The 18,005-nt window shown below is 45.3% G+C and carries 12 protein-coding genes; 2 read left to right on the plus strand and 10 right to left on the minus strand.

The features are described 5' to 3' along the window. Positions 1–3: 3 nt before the first annotated feature. The 3 genes from aceF to pdhR are packed head-to-tail and all read right to left on the minus strand — an operon-like array spanning position 4 to position 5,245. Positions 4–1,788, minus strand: coding sequence for a dihydrolipoyllysine-residue acetyltransferase (aceF, locus tag NJR55_RS03390; RefSeq protein ID WP_253617850.1), 1,785 nt, complete (start codon positions 1,786–1,788; stop codon positions 4–6). Positions 1,789–1,800: 12 nt separating this feature from the next. Next, positions 1,801–4,473 carry a pyruvate dehydrogenase (acetyl-transferring), homodimeric type gene (gene aceE / locus NJR55_RS03395; RefSeq protein ID WP_253617851.1) on the minus strand — a complete coding sequence of 891 codons (2,673 nt, stop codon included), beginning with the start codon at positions 4,471–4,473 and terminating at the stop codon, positions 1,801–1,803. Between the two features lie 25 nt (positions 4,474–4,498). Then, complete coding sequence (gene pdhR / locus NJR55_RS03400) at positions 4,499–5,245, minus strand: pyruvate dehydrogenase complex transcriptional repressor PdhR (RefSeq protein ID WP_110013587.1); 747 nt, start codon at positions 5,243–5,245, stop codon at positions 4,499–4,501. A gap of 270 nt (positions 5,246–5,515) precedes the next feature. On the opposite strand from pdhR, the gene NJR55_RS03405 reads away from it, so the two are divergent. After that, positions 5,516–5,815: a hypothetical protein gene (locus NJR55_RS03405; RefSeq protein WP_253617853.1), complete on the plus strand. Its 300-nt coding sequence runs from the start codon at positions 5,516–5,518 to the stop codon at positions 5,813–5,815. A 353-nt stretch (positions 5,816–6,168) separates the two neighbouring features. Here the strand turns inward: NJR55_RS03405 and NJR55_RS03410 are convergent, their stop codons facing one another. From NJR55_RS03410 to ampD, 7 genes are all read right to left on the minus strand, one after another. Next, on the minus strand, positions 6,169–6,783 hold the full coding sequence (locus tag NJR55_RS03410; protein ID WP_253617854.1) for an RHS repeat-associated core domain-containing protein: 615 nt from the start codon (positions 6,781–6,783) through the stop codon (positions 6,169–6,171). Positions 6,784–7,207: 424 nt separating this feature from the next. Continuing rightward, complete coding sequence (locus NJR55_RS03415) at positions 7,208–7,543, minus strand: hypothetical protein (RefSeq protein WP_253617855.1); 336 nt, start codon at positions 7,541–7,543, stop codon at positions 7,208–7,210. Between the two features lie 615 nt (positions 7,544–8,158). Continuing rightward, positions 8,159–8,632: a hypothetical protein gene (locus tag NJR55_RS03420; RefSeq protein ID WP_253617856.1), complete on the minus strand. Its 474-nt coding sequence runs from the start codon at positions 8,630–8,632 to the stop codon at positions 8,159–8,161. Further along, positions 8,625–13,466 (minus strand): RHS repeat domain-containing protein, encoded by a 4,842-nt coding sequence (locus NJR55_RS03425; protein ID WP_253617857.1) that lies wholly within the window; start codon positions 13,464–13,466, stop codon positions 8,625–8,627. Before NJR55_RS03425 ends, NJR55_RS03420 begins: the two co-directional genes overlap by 8 nt. A 25-nt stretch (positions 13,467–13,491) precedes the next feature. After that, positions 13,492–15,306, minus strand: coding sequence for an InlB B-repeat-containing protein (locus NJR55_RS03430; RefSeq protein ID WP_253617858.1), 1,815 nt, complete (start codon positions 15,304–15,306; stop codon positions 13,492–13,494). A 289-nt stretch (positions 15,307–15,595) separates the two neighbouring features. After that, positions 15,596–16,420 (minus strand): beta-lactamase regulator AmpE, encoded by an 825-nt coding sequence (gene ampE / locus NJR55_RS03435; protein ID WP_253617859.1) that lies wholly within the window; start codon positions 16,418–16,420, stop codon positions 15,596–15,598. A 10-nt stretch (positions 16,421–16,430) separates the two neighbouring features. Beyond that, entirely contained in the window at positions 16,431–16,979 is a 549-nt protein-coding gene (gene ampD / locus NJR55_RS03440; RefSeq protein WP_253617860.1) for a 1,6-anhydro-N-acetylmuramyl-L-alanine amidase AmpD, read from the minus strand. Positions 16,980–17,046: 67 nt separating this feature from the next. Here ampD and nadC point away from each other — a divergent pair, with 67 nt between their 5' ends. Beyond that, on the plus strand, positions 17,047–17,916 hold the full coding sequence (nadC, locus tag NJR55_RS03445; protein WP_253617862.1) for a carboxylating nicotinate-nucleotide diphosphorylase: 870 nt from the start codon (positions 17,047–17,049) through the stop codon (positions 17,914–17,916). The last annotated feature ends 89 nt before the right edge of the window (positions 17,917–18,005 follow it).

The following is an 18,005-nucleotide window of genomic DNA, read 5'->3' on the forward strand; positions in this document are numbered from 1 at the left end:
TGCTTAAAGCACCAATTTGCGGATATCTCCCAGTACACCGCTTAAATAGGCAGTGAAACGCGCGGCTTCAGCACCATCAATAACACGGTGATCGTAGGACAGCGATAATGGCAGAGTCAGACGTGGTTCAAACTCTTTGCCGTTCCATTTCGGTTTCATCTCGTTACGAGAAACCCCAAGAATGGCCACGTCAGGAGCATTCACGATAGGCGTAAAGGCTGTACCACCAATACCGCCCAGACTGGAAATTGAGAAACACCCGCCTTGCATATCGGTTGCTTTCAACTTACCGTCACGCGCTTTCGAGCTAATTTCCACCAGCTCTTCCGAGAGCTCGTAAATGCCTTTTTTGTCGACATCACGAATAACCGGAACCACCAGACCATTTGGCGTATCAACCGCAACACCAATGTTCACGTACTTTTTCATGTACAGTGATTCACCGGATTCTGACAAGGACGAATTGAAAGTTGGAAACTCACGCAGGCCTTTGGCACACGCTTTCAAAATAAACACTAACGGCGTTATCTTGAAGCCCAAATCTTTCTTCTTAGCCACTTCGTTTTCAGACTTGCGGAAGTTTTCCAGCTCAGTAATGTCAGCCTCATCGAACTGTGTTACGTGAGGGATAGTCACCCAGTTACGGTGCAGGTTCGGTCCAGATTTACGCTGAATGCGCGACAACTGGACTTCTTCCACTTCACCGAACTTGCTGAAATCAACCTTAGGTGGGTCAATCACCTGCAGTCCACCGCCGCCCTGGCCGGTTGCACCAGCAACTGCTTTTGGACGGGACAGTTCGTATTTAACAAACTCCTGAACGTCTTCTTTCAGTATACGGTCTTTAGGGCCCGAGCCTTTCACTTGCGATAAGTCGACACCAAATTCACGAGCCACACGGCGTACCGCAGGCGACGCATGCAGAATGCCTTCTTTACGATCGCTACGTTGGCTTGGGTGATCAGGAACTGGCGGCTGGCGTTCGCTACTTGGCTTAACGCTACTGCCGCTGTCTTTATCTTTCTTCTGATCTTTGTCTTCGGACTTCTTATCAGATTCTTTATTAGATTCTGATTTCTCTTCTTTCGCTGAGTCTTTCTCTTCAGCTTCAGAGTCATCAGCGCCGCCGGAAACTTTCAGCTTGGCAATAACTGAGCCCTGCGACACCTTGTCGCCGACCTTCACCAGCATTTCTTCAATTTCGCCGTCTTGCGGGCAAGGCACGTCCATAGTCGCCTTATCCGTTTCCAGCGTAATTAAGCCGTCTTCAGCAGAGACTGAATCACCTTTAGACACCAGGATTTCGATGATTTCAACATCTTCTTCGTCACCAATATCCGGTACTTCTACGTCGATAACTTTGCTGCCACCACCAGAAGATTTTTTCTCAGGCTCAGAATCTTCGTCTTTCTCCTCTTCCTGTTTATCTTCCGATTCTTCAGCTTTGTCATCGGCTTCTTTATCGTCGCTTTCTTCTTCGTCCACTTTGTCATCGGTTTTGTCTTCAGCTTCTTCCTCGCTGTCAGACTCATCCGATTCGTCGGCTCCTCCGGAAGCTTCGATCATAGCCAGCACGTCGCCTTCGCTAATGGTATCGCCAACTTTTACTTTCAGCTCGGTAATTTTACCGCCTGAAGATGCCGGAATATCCATGGAAGCTTTGTCGCTTTCGACAGTAACGATACCGTCTTCCTGCTCAACGGTATCGCCTTCACTGACCAAAATTTCAATGACTTCTACTTCTTCGCCGCCCACGTCGGGGACTTTGAGTTCGATTTGATCGGCCATCTCAGTACCTCCTTATGCTAAACGCGGGTTCAGCTTGTCAGTGTCGATATCGTAGTCTTTGATAGCTTTAGCTACCACTTTCTTATCGATATCACCTTGGTCTGCCAGCTCTTTCAGTGCTGCAACCACAATATAATGCGGATTCACTTCAAAGTGCTTACGCAAGTTAGCGCGGCTGTCTGAGCGTCCAAAGCCGTCGGTACCTAATACCCGGTAAGAGGTTGGTACCCAGGCGCGAACCTGATCAGCGTACAGCTTGATATAGTCAGTTGCCGCTACCGCCGGTCCTTTCGCCTTTTTCATTACTTGCGTAATATAAGCTTCTTTTTCTTTCTTCTCAGGGTTCAGCATGTTCCAACGGTCAGTATCCAGACCATCGCGCGCCAGCTCATTGAATGAAGTTACGCTGTAAACTGTTGAGTTCACGTCGTACTCTTCAGACAAGATTGTCGCTGCTTCACGTACTTGCTGCAAAATGGTACCACTGCCTAACAACTGAACATCGCCTTTAGCTTTGTTCTTGGCCTTCACTTTATCCAGTTCGTAAATACCTTTGATGATGCCTTCTTCGACACCTTCCGGCATTTCTGGTTGATGGTAGTTTTCGTTCATTACGGTGAGGTAATAGAAAACATTTTCCTGATCGCCAAACATGCGCTTCAGACCATCGTGCACGATAACTGCAATTTCATAACCGTAAGTCGGGTCATAGCTAATGCAGTTTGGCACCGTGCCAAAGTGAACCATGCTGTGTCCGTCCTGGTGCTGCAGACCTTCACCGTTAAGCGTTGTACGACCGGCAGTACCACCGACCAGGAAGCCTCGGGTCTGGCTGTCGCCTGCTGCCCAGACTAAGTCACCGACACGCTGGAAGCCGAACATAGAGTAGTAAATGTAGAACGGAATCATCGGCTCGTTGTTTAACGAGTAACTGGTACCCGCGGCAACCCAGGATGCCATAGCACCCAGCTCGTTGATGCCTTCCTGAATAACCTGGCCTTTTTTATCTTCGCGATAATAAGCCACCTGGTCTTTATCCTGCGGCGTGTATTTCTGGCCATGGTGCGAGTAAATACCCACCTGACGGAACAAGCCTTCCATACCAAAGGTACGAGCTTCATCCGGAATAATTGGCACAATACGTTTACCAATTTTCTTGTCTTTCAGCAGCGCTGTCAGTACACGAACAAAGGCCATGGTTGACGAAATTTCACGATCTCCTGAACCTTTCAGAACCGCATCAAAGGCTTTCAATGCAGGTAATTCCAGTTCTACATCGCTTTCCGGACGACGTACCGGCATATAGCCACCGAGCTTCTCGCGACGCTCGTTCAGGTACTTCATTTCATCGCTGTCGTCATCAAATTTGTAGTACGGCAGGTCTTCCAGCTCTTTGTCTTCAAACGGAATATTGAAACGGTCGCGCATGTGCTTAACCGCGTCTAAATCCATTTTCTTAACCTGGTGGGCAATGTTTTTGCCTTCACCCGCGGCGCCCATGCCATAACCTTTAACGGTTTTCGCTAAAATAACCTGCGGGCGACGTTTCGTATTTACCGCTTTGTGGTAAGCCGAGTACACTTTTACCGGATCGTGACCACCACGGTTTAAGCGCCAGATGTCTTCGTCAGACAAGTTGGCGACCATTTCTTCGGTTTCAGGGTACTTACCAAAGAAGTTTTCACGGGTGAACTTACCGCCCTTGGCTTTAAAGTTCTGGTAATCACCGTCAACGGTTTCTTCCATTAACTGTTGTAATTTACCTTCGGTATCGCGGTACAACAACGGATCCCAGTAGCGACCCCAGATAACTTTAATCACTTCCCAGCCAGCACCGTGGAAGTTACCTTCCAGTTCCTGGATGATTTTACCGTTACCACGTACCGGACCGTCTAAGCGCTGCAGGTTACAGTTAATAACAAAGGTCAGGTTGTCCAGCTCTTCGCGAGCGGCAAGGCCAATAGCACCTAAGCTTTCTGGCTCATCGGTTTCACCGTCACCTAAGAAGCAGTAAACGCGTTGTTTCGAGCAGTCTTTAATGCCGCGATCCGTCAGATACTTAAGGAAACGGGCTAAATAGATAGCCTGAATTGGACCTAAGCCCATAGAGACTGTCGGGAACTGCCAGAAGTCCGGCATTAAGTTCGGGTGCGGATAAGAAGGCAAGCCTTTACCGTCGACTTCCTGACGGAAGTTATTCAGTTGCTCTTCAGTCAAGCGCCCTTCAATGAAAGCGCGACCATAAATACCGGGTGACACATGGCCCTGAATAAACAGGAAGTCACCACCGTCACCTTCACTTGGTGCGCGGAAGAAATGGTTAAAGCCTACATCGTACAACATGGCTGAAGAGGCAAAACTGGCAAGGTGTCCGCCCAGCTCTTCGCCTTTTTTCGATGCCCGCAACACCATCATGGCGGCATTCCAGCGAATAGCTGAACGAATGCGCGACTCCAGCGTCTGGTTACCCGGCATGGTGGGTTCCTGGCTGGCAGGAATGGTATTCAGATATGCGGTGGTTGGCTTATAGGGTAAATAAGCGCCATTGCGACGAGCTTTGTCGACCAGTTGTTCTAACAGGTAGTGTGCTCTTTCCGGGCCTTCGGCCTCAAGCACACCCTCAAGAGCGTCTAACCACTCCTGAGTTTCCTGCTGATCGACATCTTTGTTTAATTCTTCACTCATAGCTATTCCTTACCTTTTTATCAATTCAGGAACGTCGTAGCGAACGTTGAATGCGTGACTGTTCTTTGCCTAAGTCTAACAATGTCTGTTCAATATAGGCCAAATGTTGGTGACACGCATCCCGCGCTTGCTCCGGTTTACCGGCAACAATGGCACTAACCAGCTGCTGACGGTGTTGATTCAGTTTTCCCAGCAAGTCGTCACGACCCGCCAGTATTTCCAGGTTCTGCCTAATATTTTCGGCCAGTAATTCCTGCATGCCATGAATGACATGCAACAAAATAACGTTGTGCGAGGCCTCTGCAATACGGTGGTAGAATTCCACTATTGCATTGACCTGATCATCAATGCTGTTAGCCCGGCTATTCTCTAAGTCTTTTATACTCTCGGAAATCCGATCCAGATCGGCCTCGGTGCCTCGTAATGCCGCATAAAAGGACGAGATGCCTTCCAGTGCATGACGGAACTCGAGCAAATCAAATTGCGACTCTGGGTGTTTGGCCAGTAATTCAAATAAAGGTTCGGTCAGTTGCTCATTCATGCTGTTAATAACATAAGTGCCACCGCCCTGCCGACGCTCTAAAACACCCTTTGCTTCCAATTTTTGAATGGCCTCACGCAACGACGGGCGTGACACATTGAACTGCTGAGCCAACTGTCGTTCTGACGGAAGTTTTTGCCCGGCACCAAGCCGTCCGTCCACGATCATCTGCTCAAGATGAGCGACGATAGTGTCAGATAACTTCGTTTGTTTTATGGGTAAATCCGGCATAACGGTAAATTGGTCAGACCAAATGATGCGGTTATTCTAAATCATTTACCCGCTGAGCCCAAATTTTTCTCAGCTGGTACAACCTCTTTTCAATGGCTCAAATTAATGATTACGCTCATGAAAACGTTCACCTGAACTCTTCAAATGTTCCGGTGAGACTCATTAGCGTGTTCCGTCTCGCTCACAGAATGTTCCAAAAGCTCCGCATACCCACCGAGCAATATTTCCTTCTGCTATACTCAAGCATAAGTACTAAAAGAGACCTGAGTCATGCCTTATTGCCGCACCGAATTTAAGCTTGTGAAGCCAGAGCAGGTTGAAAACGTGCTGTCTACTTTCACGAGAGAATGCTTTGTCGGAGGGCAGGTTGCTTATCGGCTAGACGATGTCACTTTCTCGATTGATGCCGGGGAAAACGATATTCGGGCTATCTATGATGAAGAGAATGCAGTCATGAAATTCTTTTGCCGCTACCAACGGGATATGAACTTTTACGATAAGAAACTGATGGCTTTTGCCACCAAGCATGGCATTGACACGAAACCTTGCACCGCCTCATCTGAATATTGAACAGCGACGACTTGTCTTGATGTGATCAAAGAAAAAAGCCCCGCAAATGAGAGGCTTTGGATTCAAATCGATCAAGTTAGAGTTAATTTTCCTTTTCTAACTTACAATTGCAAAAATAGCATTCAGCTTTTGGAAGTCGATAACTTAGAAATGAGCGGATTACTTGGTTTTTCTGACAGTTAGGACAAACATAATTTATTGACTTAACAATCAGTGTTATTGCGAATACAAAGCTCAATATATAAAAGGGATTGAAAAAAAACTCTCCCCCGATTTTTACAAAGTTAAAACCAATAATACAGATTATTAAAGCTATCAAAATCGCTTTAAATTGATTGTGTCTTGCCATAGTATCACCTAATTAATTCTTCTATTTTTGACTTTACTTCCTGAGCCGCCTGTTTGACATCATTTCCTGTTAATGTAAAAGATTTACTGACGGTGGCGTCAGCGCCTAGTGAGGGGCCAATTTCTACTGTGGCGCTAGATTCTGAGCTAGATGCATCCCCAATACTGACTGTCCCTACACCAACTCCCACATCAAGAGAAGCTGACGGATCATCAAAGTTCTGATCGGTATTACTTCCAGCTCCCTTGCCAAATGTCAATCCAGCAATCGCTCCTTTCTGCTTTATAACGCCTTTGGTGACATCTGAATCAACATTTGAAGCACTCGTGCTAAATCGCACGAACAACCCAGAAGTAGTATTCCCTTGGCCGCTAGCATTAGGTTTAAAGCCTACAGTTCCAACATCTACAGCTCCTACGAACGGTACTTTTAGCGACAAGAAGGTTTCTTCATAGTCTCTTCCATCTGGGTCAACATATTTATAAGGATTGTTAGCCGCGTATGCATATCTATTGAACCCTTGAATTTTACCTTCAGAAAGGAAAGATGCTGTACCCTTAGGATCATTCGAATAAAACCGCCCAATCACGGGATCATAATATCGTGCCTGCATATACATTAATCGACACTACGAGCCATAGTACATTGTCAATAAAATATAACTGATACAGTAACTTAAAAGTATAGCTGAGTCTTTGGAGTCCGCACGGTTGATGTCAAAAAATAAAGCCCCGCGAGGGCGAGGCTTTGGATTCAAATCGACACGCTAGAATTAATTTTCCTTTTCTAACTTACAGTTGCAAGAGTAGCATTCCGCCTTTGGAAGTCGATAACTAAGAAATGAGCGAATTACTTGGTTTTTCTGACAGCTAGGACAAACATAATTTATTGACTTAACGATCAGTGTTATTGCAAATACAAAGCTCAATATGTAGAAGGGATTGAAATAGAACTGCCCCCCGATTTTTACAAAGTTAAAGCCAATAATACAGATTATTAAAGCTATCAAAGTCGCTTTAAATTGATTGTGTCTTGCCATGGTATCACCTAATTAGATCTTCTATTTTTGACTTTACTTCCTGAGCCGCCTGTTTGACATCATTTCCTGTTAAAGTAAAAGATTTACTGACGGTGGCATCAGCACCTAGTGAGGGGCCAATTTCTACAGTAGCACTAGATTCTGAACTAGACGCATCCCCAATACTGACTGTCCCTACGCCAACTCCCACATCAATAGAAGCTGACGGATCATCGAAGTTCTGATCGGTATGACTTCCGGCTCCCTTGCCAAATGTCAATCCAACAATCGCCCCTTTCTGCTTTATAGCGCCTTTAGTGACATCTGAATCGACATTTGAAGCACTAGTGCTAAATCGCACAAACACCCCAGAAGTAGTATTTCCTTGGCCGCTAGCATTAGGTTTAAAACTTACAGTTCCACATCTACTGCTCCCACGAACGGCACCTTTAGCGACAAGAAAGTTTCTTCGTAGTCTCTTCCATCTGGATCAACATATTTATAAGGATTGTTAGCCCCACCATTTGGTGGTACTGGATGCAAATGCAGGCTCTGCTGGCCGATACTGACCTATTCTACTGTAAGTCACTGATCCGCCCGCTCCCGTTTCTCGTTACTTCAGGTAGCAGAGATAGATGTACGCCCTCGGATTTCATGTTTCGTCTATCTCATCCTGACTTTAGGAGTCATTTTTAGATAAGAACTTATCCCTCGATCCAAAAGTACCTAGCCACAAAAATAAAAACGCAAATGCGAATTTTTTGAAAAGATAAGCATAATACCCCCAGTCCTCCCCTCGTTCAGCGATATATCTTCCAGAGTCAGCTACATCAGTAGCTAAAACGGTGTAGATATCATGCAAGAAAGGAAGAGAAATAAAAATCATTGTTATCCTGAATGCTAATAGATATCTTTTCTCAATAAAAACTATTAAAGGCCCACGCATACTAAATCATTATAAAAGTATCAGGAAGTTTCACGGCTTACCAGAATTGTCAAAATTGTACTTTTCACAGTGATTTTTTAAAGTTTTTTCATCGAGGTCGTTAGAACGATATAATAAGAAACACCTCAAATAGTCCTTTTCGACATTTTTTAAAACTTTATAAGAATCATTACTAATATCATATAGGTACTCACTATTAGCTATAATTTTCCTATCAACGTCATGTTCATCCAATTGGACCAACATCAAAAATATTATATCTTTTGGCTTTTCCATATTCGGACTTTTTTTATAATCTTTCAGTAAATAGTTCACCGCTTTATTAGTAAGGCTATCAAGCGGAACACTTATCAACTTTAGCTTTGCGCTTTCAATTAATTTGTGTTCACTTTGGTAAACTCTATGCTTTGTCCAAAAACCATCATAATATATAGAAACCTTAGGGGAGGTCGCGCATCCAAAAACAAAGCATAACGTAATGATAAATAAAGTATATTTAACCACAAATTTCACCTTCTTTGGTAGGTCTACATGTAGGGCCACTTACTTTTTCAACTTTTCCATCGAAATGATCTTCCCTTTTCCCTTCACCTGTTTCAGAGTTAATAATATTTTCTTTCATTATCGTAACTTGGTCTTGATCAGAACTCGCGACGCCATCTTGGTTAACTAATACATGAATGATTTCATGTATTAGTCCAGTAGCTGGACTTTGAGAGCCTTCGTTTGTAACTAATCCTTCTTGGGGATTCCATTCTATTTGATCTCCGTATACAGGGTCGCCTATTTTGGCATTTGAACCACCACTAGTTTTATTAATTGTAACTGTGGGTGAGCCTTTTCTCTCAATTCTACTGAAGTAAGCTTTTGCTAAACGGGATCTAGAGGTTAAATAGTTTTTAGCTGAGTTATAATTCTTCCGAAGGCTTTCCGCTAAAATTACCTCCTTTCCGTCGGGATCAACATACTTGTACGGATTATTATTTGCGTAAGAATACCGATTAAAGCTATGGACACCTTTAAAACCAACAGGATCATTTGAATAAAACCGTCCAATCACCGGATCATAATATCGTGCCTGCATATAAACTAAACCGGTATCGGCATCAAAACGGTGACCCGTGTACCCGACATCATCAACCGCACCTTCGATACTCTCACCAAAAGGCTGGTAATGCTGCGTACCGCTGTCTTCTGGAATATAACCGTCTTTGGCAATGAGTTTATCGCCTAGGTAGACGTAATTGATACTACCAGCCTCGGTTTCCCGATACACCAGCGTGCCGTCTAACCGGTAAAAGCTGTAACGGTGGCTGCCGTTACGGGTTTCCATCACCCGCCGGTTATGCCCGTCATAGCGGTAACGGATGTCGCCGGACTGCACCAATTGGTTGGCGCGGTTATAAGTGAATGACCGTGTGCCGTTGTCGGTTACATTACCGCGCGCGTCGTAAGTAAACGCATCATAAGCCGAGCCAGCCCCATCAACAGCGCTTAATCGGTTGGTTGAGTCACTGTAATGATAATTCAGCTCCCGGTCTGACAGCGACTGATGGTATGAGCGAATATTGCCTAGCCCGTCATAGGTTAACTCCGAGGTGCCGACTCCGGCTCCGCCATTCACAAACAATAGCCGATCCAGGCCATCATAAGCCAGCTGGGTTAACGTATAGTCGCTATTCACAAGGTTATGCTGATAAACAATATTAAGGTTGTCATCGTAGCCGAACTGGTAATCTAACGCCGTGGCATTATCACCTGAGTCATTCAGTCGTGTGGGAACTTGCCTGGCGGTATCAAGTGTCATCTCATGAACTAAACCATTGCCATAGGTAAAGCCGCTCAGCATCCCGTTCGGATAGTAACTCGCTTCATCCGCAAAAATGTAGTCCGGCTCGCCCGATTTAACGCGCCGCGACCCGGTCGGCTCACCAAAACCGTTGGGCCCGAAGTGCACCTGATAACCATCCGGGTACGTGAAATAGGAGGTATCACCCTGACGATTATAGCCGTACTGCACCGTATAATGACGACTGTTAACGGCGAGGCTTTCGGCTGTGGGCTGACCTAAGCTATTGAAGGAATACGTCTGAACCACCGAGCCTGTTTCAAGGCGCTGCAAATTGCCGTTGTTGTCGCGTTTATAGACTTTATCCGGTGAAGGAAAAGCTCCTTCTTCCGGGTAGTCTACCTGCCAAACGTCACCCACATTATCGGCGACTTGCTGTATGCGCTTGTCGTCCGCCCCACTACTGATGCAACTATTAACCGATGCACTGGCTACCCCTTCTGCCCGCGAAGTGGCCTCTCCCAGTGCATTATGAGTATAAACGCTGACGCCGACGTCCGGCCGGGAGACTTTACAGAGGTTATGGCTCTCATCGTAGGCCCGGTATTCAGTCTGAGAAGCGGTTAACGGACCACTTTGAGTAATGGCTGTAATATCACCAAAAATATTGACAGAGAGCTCTGTGCGTACGTTTTCCGGCGAATCGATGACTACTGCCTGCTCATAAGAGGGTGAGCCAAAAGCCCGGTAACGTGTCCGTGTGACATTGCCTTCCCCGTCCGTACGGCGCATTGTATTGTCTGACAAATAGTCAATAAATTTGCCATCCAGACCGCTTTGTTTTTCCTTTATCATCCGATTCAAGCCATCGTATTCGAATGACAAACCATTTTTTTCCATACGGTAGTCAGACCAATGAGAAACAAAGGTTTCCTGATTATACGCATCGAACATTTTGCGCTGATACCGTTGATTATTTGTCGTACGATCCGTCTTAATAGTCAGAATATTGCGCATCAATGCGTCAAACCGTAACTCACTTGAGCTGGTAACGCTTCCTCCACACCCTGTCCGGGCAGAATTTAGCTCACACCGCATCGCAGTTCGCGTGGTGGCAAAGCCCGGCTCATCACTCCACTGAAAGTAGGTGTCGAGCCATTGATTCGCATCGTTTGGCAAATCAATAAACAGAAGCCGCCCAAGCACGTCGTAACCGTATCCATACGAGTTTCCGTTAAAGTCGGTCACATTCGTTACCCACCCATTATCATCAACCACCCGGCTTGCACTCATCGTGTCTGAGCTACTGTAACGGGAAGGAACCGTGATATGCTGCGGTTGACCGCGGTGGTAGGCACTGAGAACTTTATAACGAAACTCTGACGAGAATGTCTGTCCATCACTTTTAATTAAGGGCTGATTGTATTCAATTTCTTTCACATTTCCATTGGAGTGATACGAAGAATAACGCGAGCGCCAGGTCCCATAAACCTTATTCTGATGAGGAACAAGCACATCATAACTAACCCCCTCATTACTCTGAGAGAGGCTCTTGTATGTTTTTTCTCTTATCGGGCTATATGAACTGCCGTTTGCGCTAATTGAAACTTTGGTCGGTAAGTTCAGTGTCCAGTTCGCGCGGTCATTAATAAACTCGTACTTTGTATACTTGGTTCCTGACGGGCCCGACTCTTTTTTAAGTCCGGGTTTCCCATAAAGGTTATAATCCGAGTACTCTGTCAGATAATGAGTCTCGCCGTCCGAATGGGTTGTCACTATATTTTCACTGACTAAATCGAGCCGGTACCTGTGTGGCCTGCTGTTTGTTTTAGAAGAGTTCATATGAGTCGACCCAATAGAGGGACTCTTCTGATAATCGAGGATTTTGCTTTTTAAGAGCGAAAAACCATCGGTATCAAAATTCTGTACCGCTGTTAACGAGCCTTCTGATGCTGAAGACCAGTCACGATTATAAAAGTACCGGGATTTACTTCCGTCCGGTGCGGTAATCGTTGTGGTTTTGTTATTAACCGCATCAACACCGTAAGGTAAATTATCATGTTTGAGGCGGGCTTCACTCGAAGCCGTTGTGTCCGTACTGAATGTTCCTATGTTTTGTGAATAGTCATAATGCCAGGTAAGTTCCGTATCCAGTCCGTCACCTGATAAGCTTTTACTGACCAGAGACATCGTAGAAAAACACTCAGGAATATTGCCCCACTGATTAGGGTAATGCAGAACGTTGGTTTCACCATGAATGACTTCCTGAACATAAAATTCACCTGTCATACCATTTGGGTGAATAATCGTTCCTTTATACTGACTGCTGTCGGGCGTTCGTCCACAAAAAAGCAGGCTTTCATTACCGGGGTTTGGTTCATGCTTTGAAATTGGAGCCAGCGTATAGGTCCACGATTGCCCATTAGGCAAAATAACATTCCGCAATTGCCGGTCGGAGTATTCGTTTACGTAATTATATTCCCATTCACGGTTATTAGCTGTTACTGCTGTAACTAAATGAGGATAACTGGGGTCATTGTATTCTAGCGTTATGGTACGTCCATCGTTTGCCGTAATGCGGGTTAAATAACCGTCATCATAATGATAGCGTACCCAATTTCCAAAACGGTCGACAACCTTTGAGACCAGCATAAACGCATTATACTTAACCACTCCGCCCCATCTTTTATTGCCTGATGGCTTTGCTTCAACCAGACGAAGCTGATCAAACGTGTAAATATCTCCATTGGGAGCTTCGGCCCTAAACCCTTCGCCCACAACAACATTATTTTCATCGTATCGATCAAAACAAGAAATTCGCCAATTGCTCTTTGTTACCCGTCGGTAAATTCCTACTTCACTACTAGTGAGCAGATGGGATGATGGTGTAAGTAACTTTTCATTTATTTGTCCCGGCACATTCAGCGAGTCACCATTCCAATACTGATAACTCTCCAGCATTGTCCCCCCTGCATAAAACGGTCCTGGGTTTAACGACCCGCTACATTCCTGACCTTGTCCCCATGCACCGGAAATATAACCAGGCCCTGTCATTAACGTGGTGCTGATATTAGGAATGCTGAGTTTCCAGTCACCAAACTCAGCTGAGTTTTGAAACTGCCAGTAATTGCCCCGATAAACGCGGCGAATGGCAACTTCTAGCGCTGAATTTCCTGGAAGGCGAATATCGGTTTGATGAAAGCTGACAGAGCCTGTGTTTAAATCAATTTTTTCACCAAGTAAGTCCGTAGTGTCCGGAGTGACCGACTCGTTAACCTTCAGTTTTGGGATAATACTTTTCGCCTGGTACGGCTCTAAATTCGAGTTTGTCCCACCGGGAGAATCAATATTCGCTGCTGAAGTTGTGACATTTTGTGCTGATGAATCAGCCGTATTCTGGTTGTGGCTAAAATGAATAGCACGACTCAGCATATGTGTTTCCACTACGGCAGGCGATCGAAGTGTTTCTTGATCATCACTCGCATGACCGGCAAGAGGTAATAACACTAATAATGCCAGACTAAACTTTTTGTGGTAATAATGACTCATTGACAAATCCTTTGCTTGCGACCGGTTAGTGAACATTGCCGTTTTCATCCGACTCGGCTGCCACAGAGCCTTGTAAATCGGTATGGATAAAAACAACCCGACGCTCCGTTGTATCTAATTTAAAAGTCACATTGACTAAGCAATCAGAATTTATTTCACTCGTTGTAAAAACGTTGCCACTAAGCTCCCCCTTGCAACCATTTGCGGACAAAATGCTATAACCTAAGGCCGGTACTATTGTGAGAGAGGCTTTACCACCAGAATCGACGATTCTCTTTAGTGGCATAACACTTCCTCCTACACTTGTATTTGTTTTAACTTGGTAAGTTTTTTGAAACGTTGATGTAACGCTGCAATCCTCGGTAATAGCTCCGGTTTCAAATAAGTTGCCTTCATGTAAAGAACCATGGCAACCATGGGTTGACAAAACTCGGTAGCCGCTATTTGCAATTATATGAAAGGTCTGTTTTTCACCATAATTTAATATAGCTTGGGACGGGCTAACAATGCCTCCTGAGCCCTCGACAATCGTACTTATTTCGTAATCTATTTTCTCAAATGTAGCATTAACTGTGCAGTCGACCGTCATCTCTGTGGTGGTATAAGCTGTTCCATTAAATGTCACGCCACACCCATTAACCTCCGAAATTTTGTAGCCAATATCGGGGGAAATAGTGAGTGATAATCTATCTCCGGCATCAACCACTGCATGCTCAGGTCTAACTTTTCCACCAGTGCCGATATTAGTATTAACATCATAGGTCTTTTTCACAAACTTAGCCTTAACTGTGCATGCACTACTAACGGGCGTTGTTGTATAAACGGGTTTGCTATACTCGCCAAAACATCCCGATACACTTTGGGTTTCATATCCCAAATCGGGAATGATAGTGAACTCAGCTTCCATCCCTGAATCGACCACCCTTGAGACTGGATCTATTCTCCCCCCAGCGCTGGCTTCAGTAGTAACATTAAATACTTTGACAAACTGCGGATTTAAATAACATGACGCCGTCATAGGAGCCGTTGTAAAAGTATTGCCATTGAGCTGACCAGGGCACCCGATTACGGAGGAGCTGCGATAGCCAGAATCGGGAGTCAGAGTGAATTTTCCAGTTTTTTGGTATTCTATTGTTCTTGCAAGAGGACTGATGTCGCCATTCTCAACCTTGATTATGGAAGTTGCAGAAAAGGTTTTCTTTTTAAAACGTGCGGTAACCGAACAATTGGATGTGATCTTGCCTGTTGTATAAGTTCCGCCACTCAGACTACCATTACATCCTGTAATAGAATGGATCTCATAACCTGTACTTTTGCTAACGTTAATGGTTGTTCTTTTACCTTTCTGAATTGACTGCGTAGCAGGTGAAACAGAACCGCCTCCCCCATCTACTCTGGCAGACACGGTATACTTTGGCAGCGTGACGGTGACATTATTGCTGTAGGTATGACTACAATAGTATCGATTAGAACTGTTACAGGCCGTTACGCGAAACCGATACGTTCCTGCTCCGTAATTATTGACAGAATAGCTTGAATACCCAGATCCTAAAGTCTGGATTTTACCATAGCTCGAACCACCATTTGGACTCATATAAATTTCATAGGACTGCGCCCCAACGTTACTCCATGAAATAGTAAAGTCGCCGTCGCTCGTTGACGGCACAGTGACAGGTCTTACTGATGGAGGGACTGTCGGGTTTCCCCCTGGCAAATCTATCGCAAACGGCTTTACCTTTTCATCGGCTTCAGTTGTCTCCTGAGCAAAAACCGGGAGACTAGAAAAAATAGCAATAGTTATACCTAAAATAACGATAGGTTTCCGAGAGTAAAAAATCATAAATCGCCCTTATTATATATAACACTTTTTATACATCATAATAATCCAGAAGTGAATAGTGTGATCTGCGAAATTATTATTGGAAGACTCTGATGAAGTATTAGAAGAGGGAGGAAGGGCAATCAGAGAGAGTTTTTTGATTATTCAAGGGACTAAATTTACGTAACTTTTGGGTTTATGTGGATTATTCTTTTATCATTATTTCTCTTTTAGCTCATTTTTGAGCCAATCAAAGATTGGCTCATTCCGCTATCGTAAGAACCTTTATCAAGAAACTTTATTTTACTATTTAATTAACCGTCCCCCACAACGTAAGAGCCGCAATAACACACACCCAGAAAATCTGCTGGCGGCGCATTAAGCGCAACTGACAAGCAACATGCTCGGTTCTGTCATCCGGATGTTGAGGGCTGTCTTCTGCTTTGCTGGCGACATTAAAAAGCAGTTTATCCGGGTCGACCTGCGGATTCAGACTGCGCTTGACCCAAACCGGAAACGCCCGCGAAAAATGCCCCACAATTAATAAGCCAAACCCGGCTAAGCGAGCCGGAACCCAATCTGCAAACCACATAAATTGCTGCCAGGGTTTAGCCGACTCCTGTTCACTTAATTGCTTCTCGGCGTAACGCAGACTGGCATATACCAGAGCGCCGAAACTGCCAAACAGCACAAAATAGAACATCACCGCAATATATTGCCGATAATTGATCCAGATTAACGAGTCACTTAACTGCTTTGGCTGATGATGCCCGGCAAATTCAGTTAATGCCTGTTGATGTTCATTTACCTGTTGTTCATCGCCCCGGTTTGCCGCTTTTAAATACGCTTTATAGCTTTTGCGGGCCGGCTCGCAGTTCATCGCCAGCAGTAAAGACAAGATACTGACAATAAAAGTCACCATAAGGTTGTCCAGCAACACCACCAAAAAGCCGACAGCCAAAGCAGGAACCAACAGGCGAACCAGTTGCAGTGGCTCGCTTTCCCACTTTTCGTTTGTAAGCCGTGCCGCACTCCAGTGTTGCCAGCGTTCCAGAAAAAACGACCAGTGCAAAAAGGCCGGGCTGTGATACAAACGCTCAACGCTTAATGCAATCAGCAACGCAATGAGGACCATTCATGACTCCTTATAAGGCATTTAAATAGGTTTGCCAGTCAAATTCACTGCCCGGGTCCGTTTTACGACCCGGGGCGATATCCTGATGGCCGACAATACGTCGACGGTTTAACTTGGGATATGTGCTGATTAGCGCCTTAGTGACTGCAATTAATTGTTCGTATTGTTGTTGAGTATAGGCACTGTGGTCGGTTCCTTCGAGCTCAATGCCTATACTGAAATCGTTACATCTCCTGCGCCCGCAGTAACGGGACATACCGGCGTGCCAGGCTCGTTTATCAAAAGGCACGTATTGCTCCAGCGTACCATCGCGGTGGATCACACAATGTGCCGACACCCTCAGCCCTCTCAGGATAGCAAAGTCCGGGTGTGCATCGGTTTCCAGTTCGCCCATAAACAACTGGCGAATATAAGGTGTACCATATTGTCCTTCGGGCAGGCTAATACAATGAATGACCAGCAGACTGACTTCGGCGCTTTGTGGGCGTTCATCGTAATGCGGGGACGGATGCTGCACCGCAGTCGTTATTTTATGATTTTTTATCGGGTCGCTTTTCACAGGCTCAACAAAACGGTAAAGTTTGCCCCCTAGTATCCGTATTGTCTGTTAAAAGGTAAAGCCATCTATGAGTCAGCCCGAGCTGCAACTTGCTATTCAGGACGGTGTGCGCGCCGCATTGAAAGAAGATTTATTCGGCGAAGATGCCCGTTTAGATATTACTGCGCAACTGATTCCGGAACAAAGCCAGTCCCGTGCCAGCATTATTACCCGCGAAGACGCTGTCATTTGTGGTTGTGCCTGGGTTGATCAGGTGTTTCGCCAAATGGGAAATCAGGTGGAAATTGAATGGCTGGTAAAAGACGGCGATAAGGTGAAAGCAAATACGGAGCTGTGCCACTTAAAGGGCCCCAGCCGTATTTTGCTGACCGGTGAACGCGCGGCACTTAACTTTTTACAAACGCTATCTGCTACCGCGACCACCACTTATCACTACAGCAAATTGCTCGACGGTTATAAAACGCAACTACTGGATACCCGGAAAACTCTGCCTGGTATGCGTTTAGCGCAGAAATACGCGGTGCGTTGCGGTGGCGGTGTGAATCACCGCATTGGTTTATTTGATGCCTACCTGATTAAAGAGAATCACATTTTTGCCTGTGGTGGTATTGCTCAGGCTGTAGCTACGGCAAAACGTCTGAATCCGGGTAAAACGGTGGAAGTTGAAGTTGAGAATTTGGATGAATTCGCACAGGCTCTGAAGGCCGAAGCCGACGTGATTATGCTGGATAACTTCAGTATTGAAGACATTAAGCAGGCGGTACAGCAAAATCATGACAATGCCGGGCACAGCGCGCAACTGGAAGTTTCGGGTAATATTACCGATGAGCGTTTACCGGAACTGGCTGCCACCGGGGTTGATTTTATCTCCTCCGGCGCTTTGACAAAGAACGTCCAGGCAATTGATTTATCAATGAGAATTTCAGAAGATAGCTAGAAAATTGCCATAGATAGCCAATAGATTACAGGAAAATAGAATTTACTAATTCGCCCGGGTGAACCACAGTTCTGCTGTTTTTAAACAGG

The organism is Idiomarina rhizosphaerae (assembly GCF_024159085.1).
Classification (GTDB): domain Bacteria; phylum Pseudomonadota; class Gammaproteobacteria; order Enterobacterales; family Alteromonadaceae; genus Idiomarina; species Idiomarina rhizosphaerae.

What these genes read in the sequence shown, in the direction of transcription:
- ampE (WP_253617859.1), bottom strand. Translation starts at nt 16,420, where the DNA reads ATGGTCCTCATTGCGTTGCTGATTGCATTAAGCGTTGAGCGTTTGTAT.
- NJR55_RS03425 (WP_253617857.1), bottom strand. Translation starts at nt 13,466, where the DNA reads ATGAGTCATTATTACCACAAAAAGTTTAGTCTGGCATTATTAGTGTTA.
- NJR55_RS03410 (WP_253617854.1), bottom strand. Translation starts at nt 6,783, where the DNA reads ATGTATATGCAGGCACGATATTATGATCCCGTGATTGGGCGGTTTTAT.
- nadC (WP_253617862.1), top strand. Translation starts at nt 17,047, where the DNA reads ATGAGTCAGCCCGAGCTGCAACTTGCTATTCAGGACGGTGTGCGCGCC.
- aceF (WP_253617850.1), bottom strand. Translation starts at nt 1,788, where the DNA reads ATGGCCGATCAAATCGAACTCAAAGTCCCCGACGTGGGCGGCGAAGAA.
- NJR55_RS03430 (WP_253617858.1), bottom strand. Translation starts at nt 15,306, where the DNA reads ATGATTTTTTACTCTCGGAAACCTATCGTTATTTTAGGTATAACTATT.
- pdhR (WP_110013587.1), bottom strand. Translation starts at nt 5,245, where the DNA reads ATGCCGGATTTACCCATAAAACAAACGAAGTTATCTGACACTATCGTC.
- aceE (WP_253617851.1), bottom strand. Translation starts at nt 4,473, where the DNA reads ATGAGTGAAGAATTAAACAAAGATGTCGATCAGCAGGAAACTCAGGAG.
- NJR55_RS03405 (WP_253617853.1), top strand. Translation starts at nt 5,516, where the DNA reads ATGCCTTATTGCCGCACCGAATTTAAGCTTGTGAAGCCAGAGCAGGTT.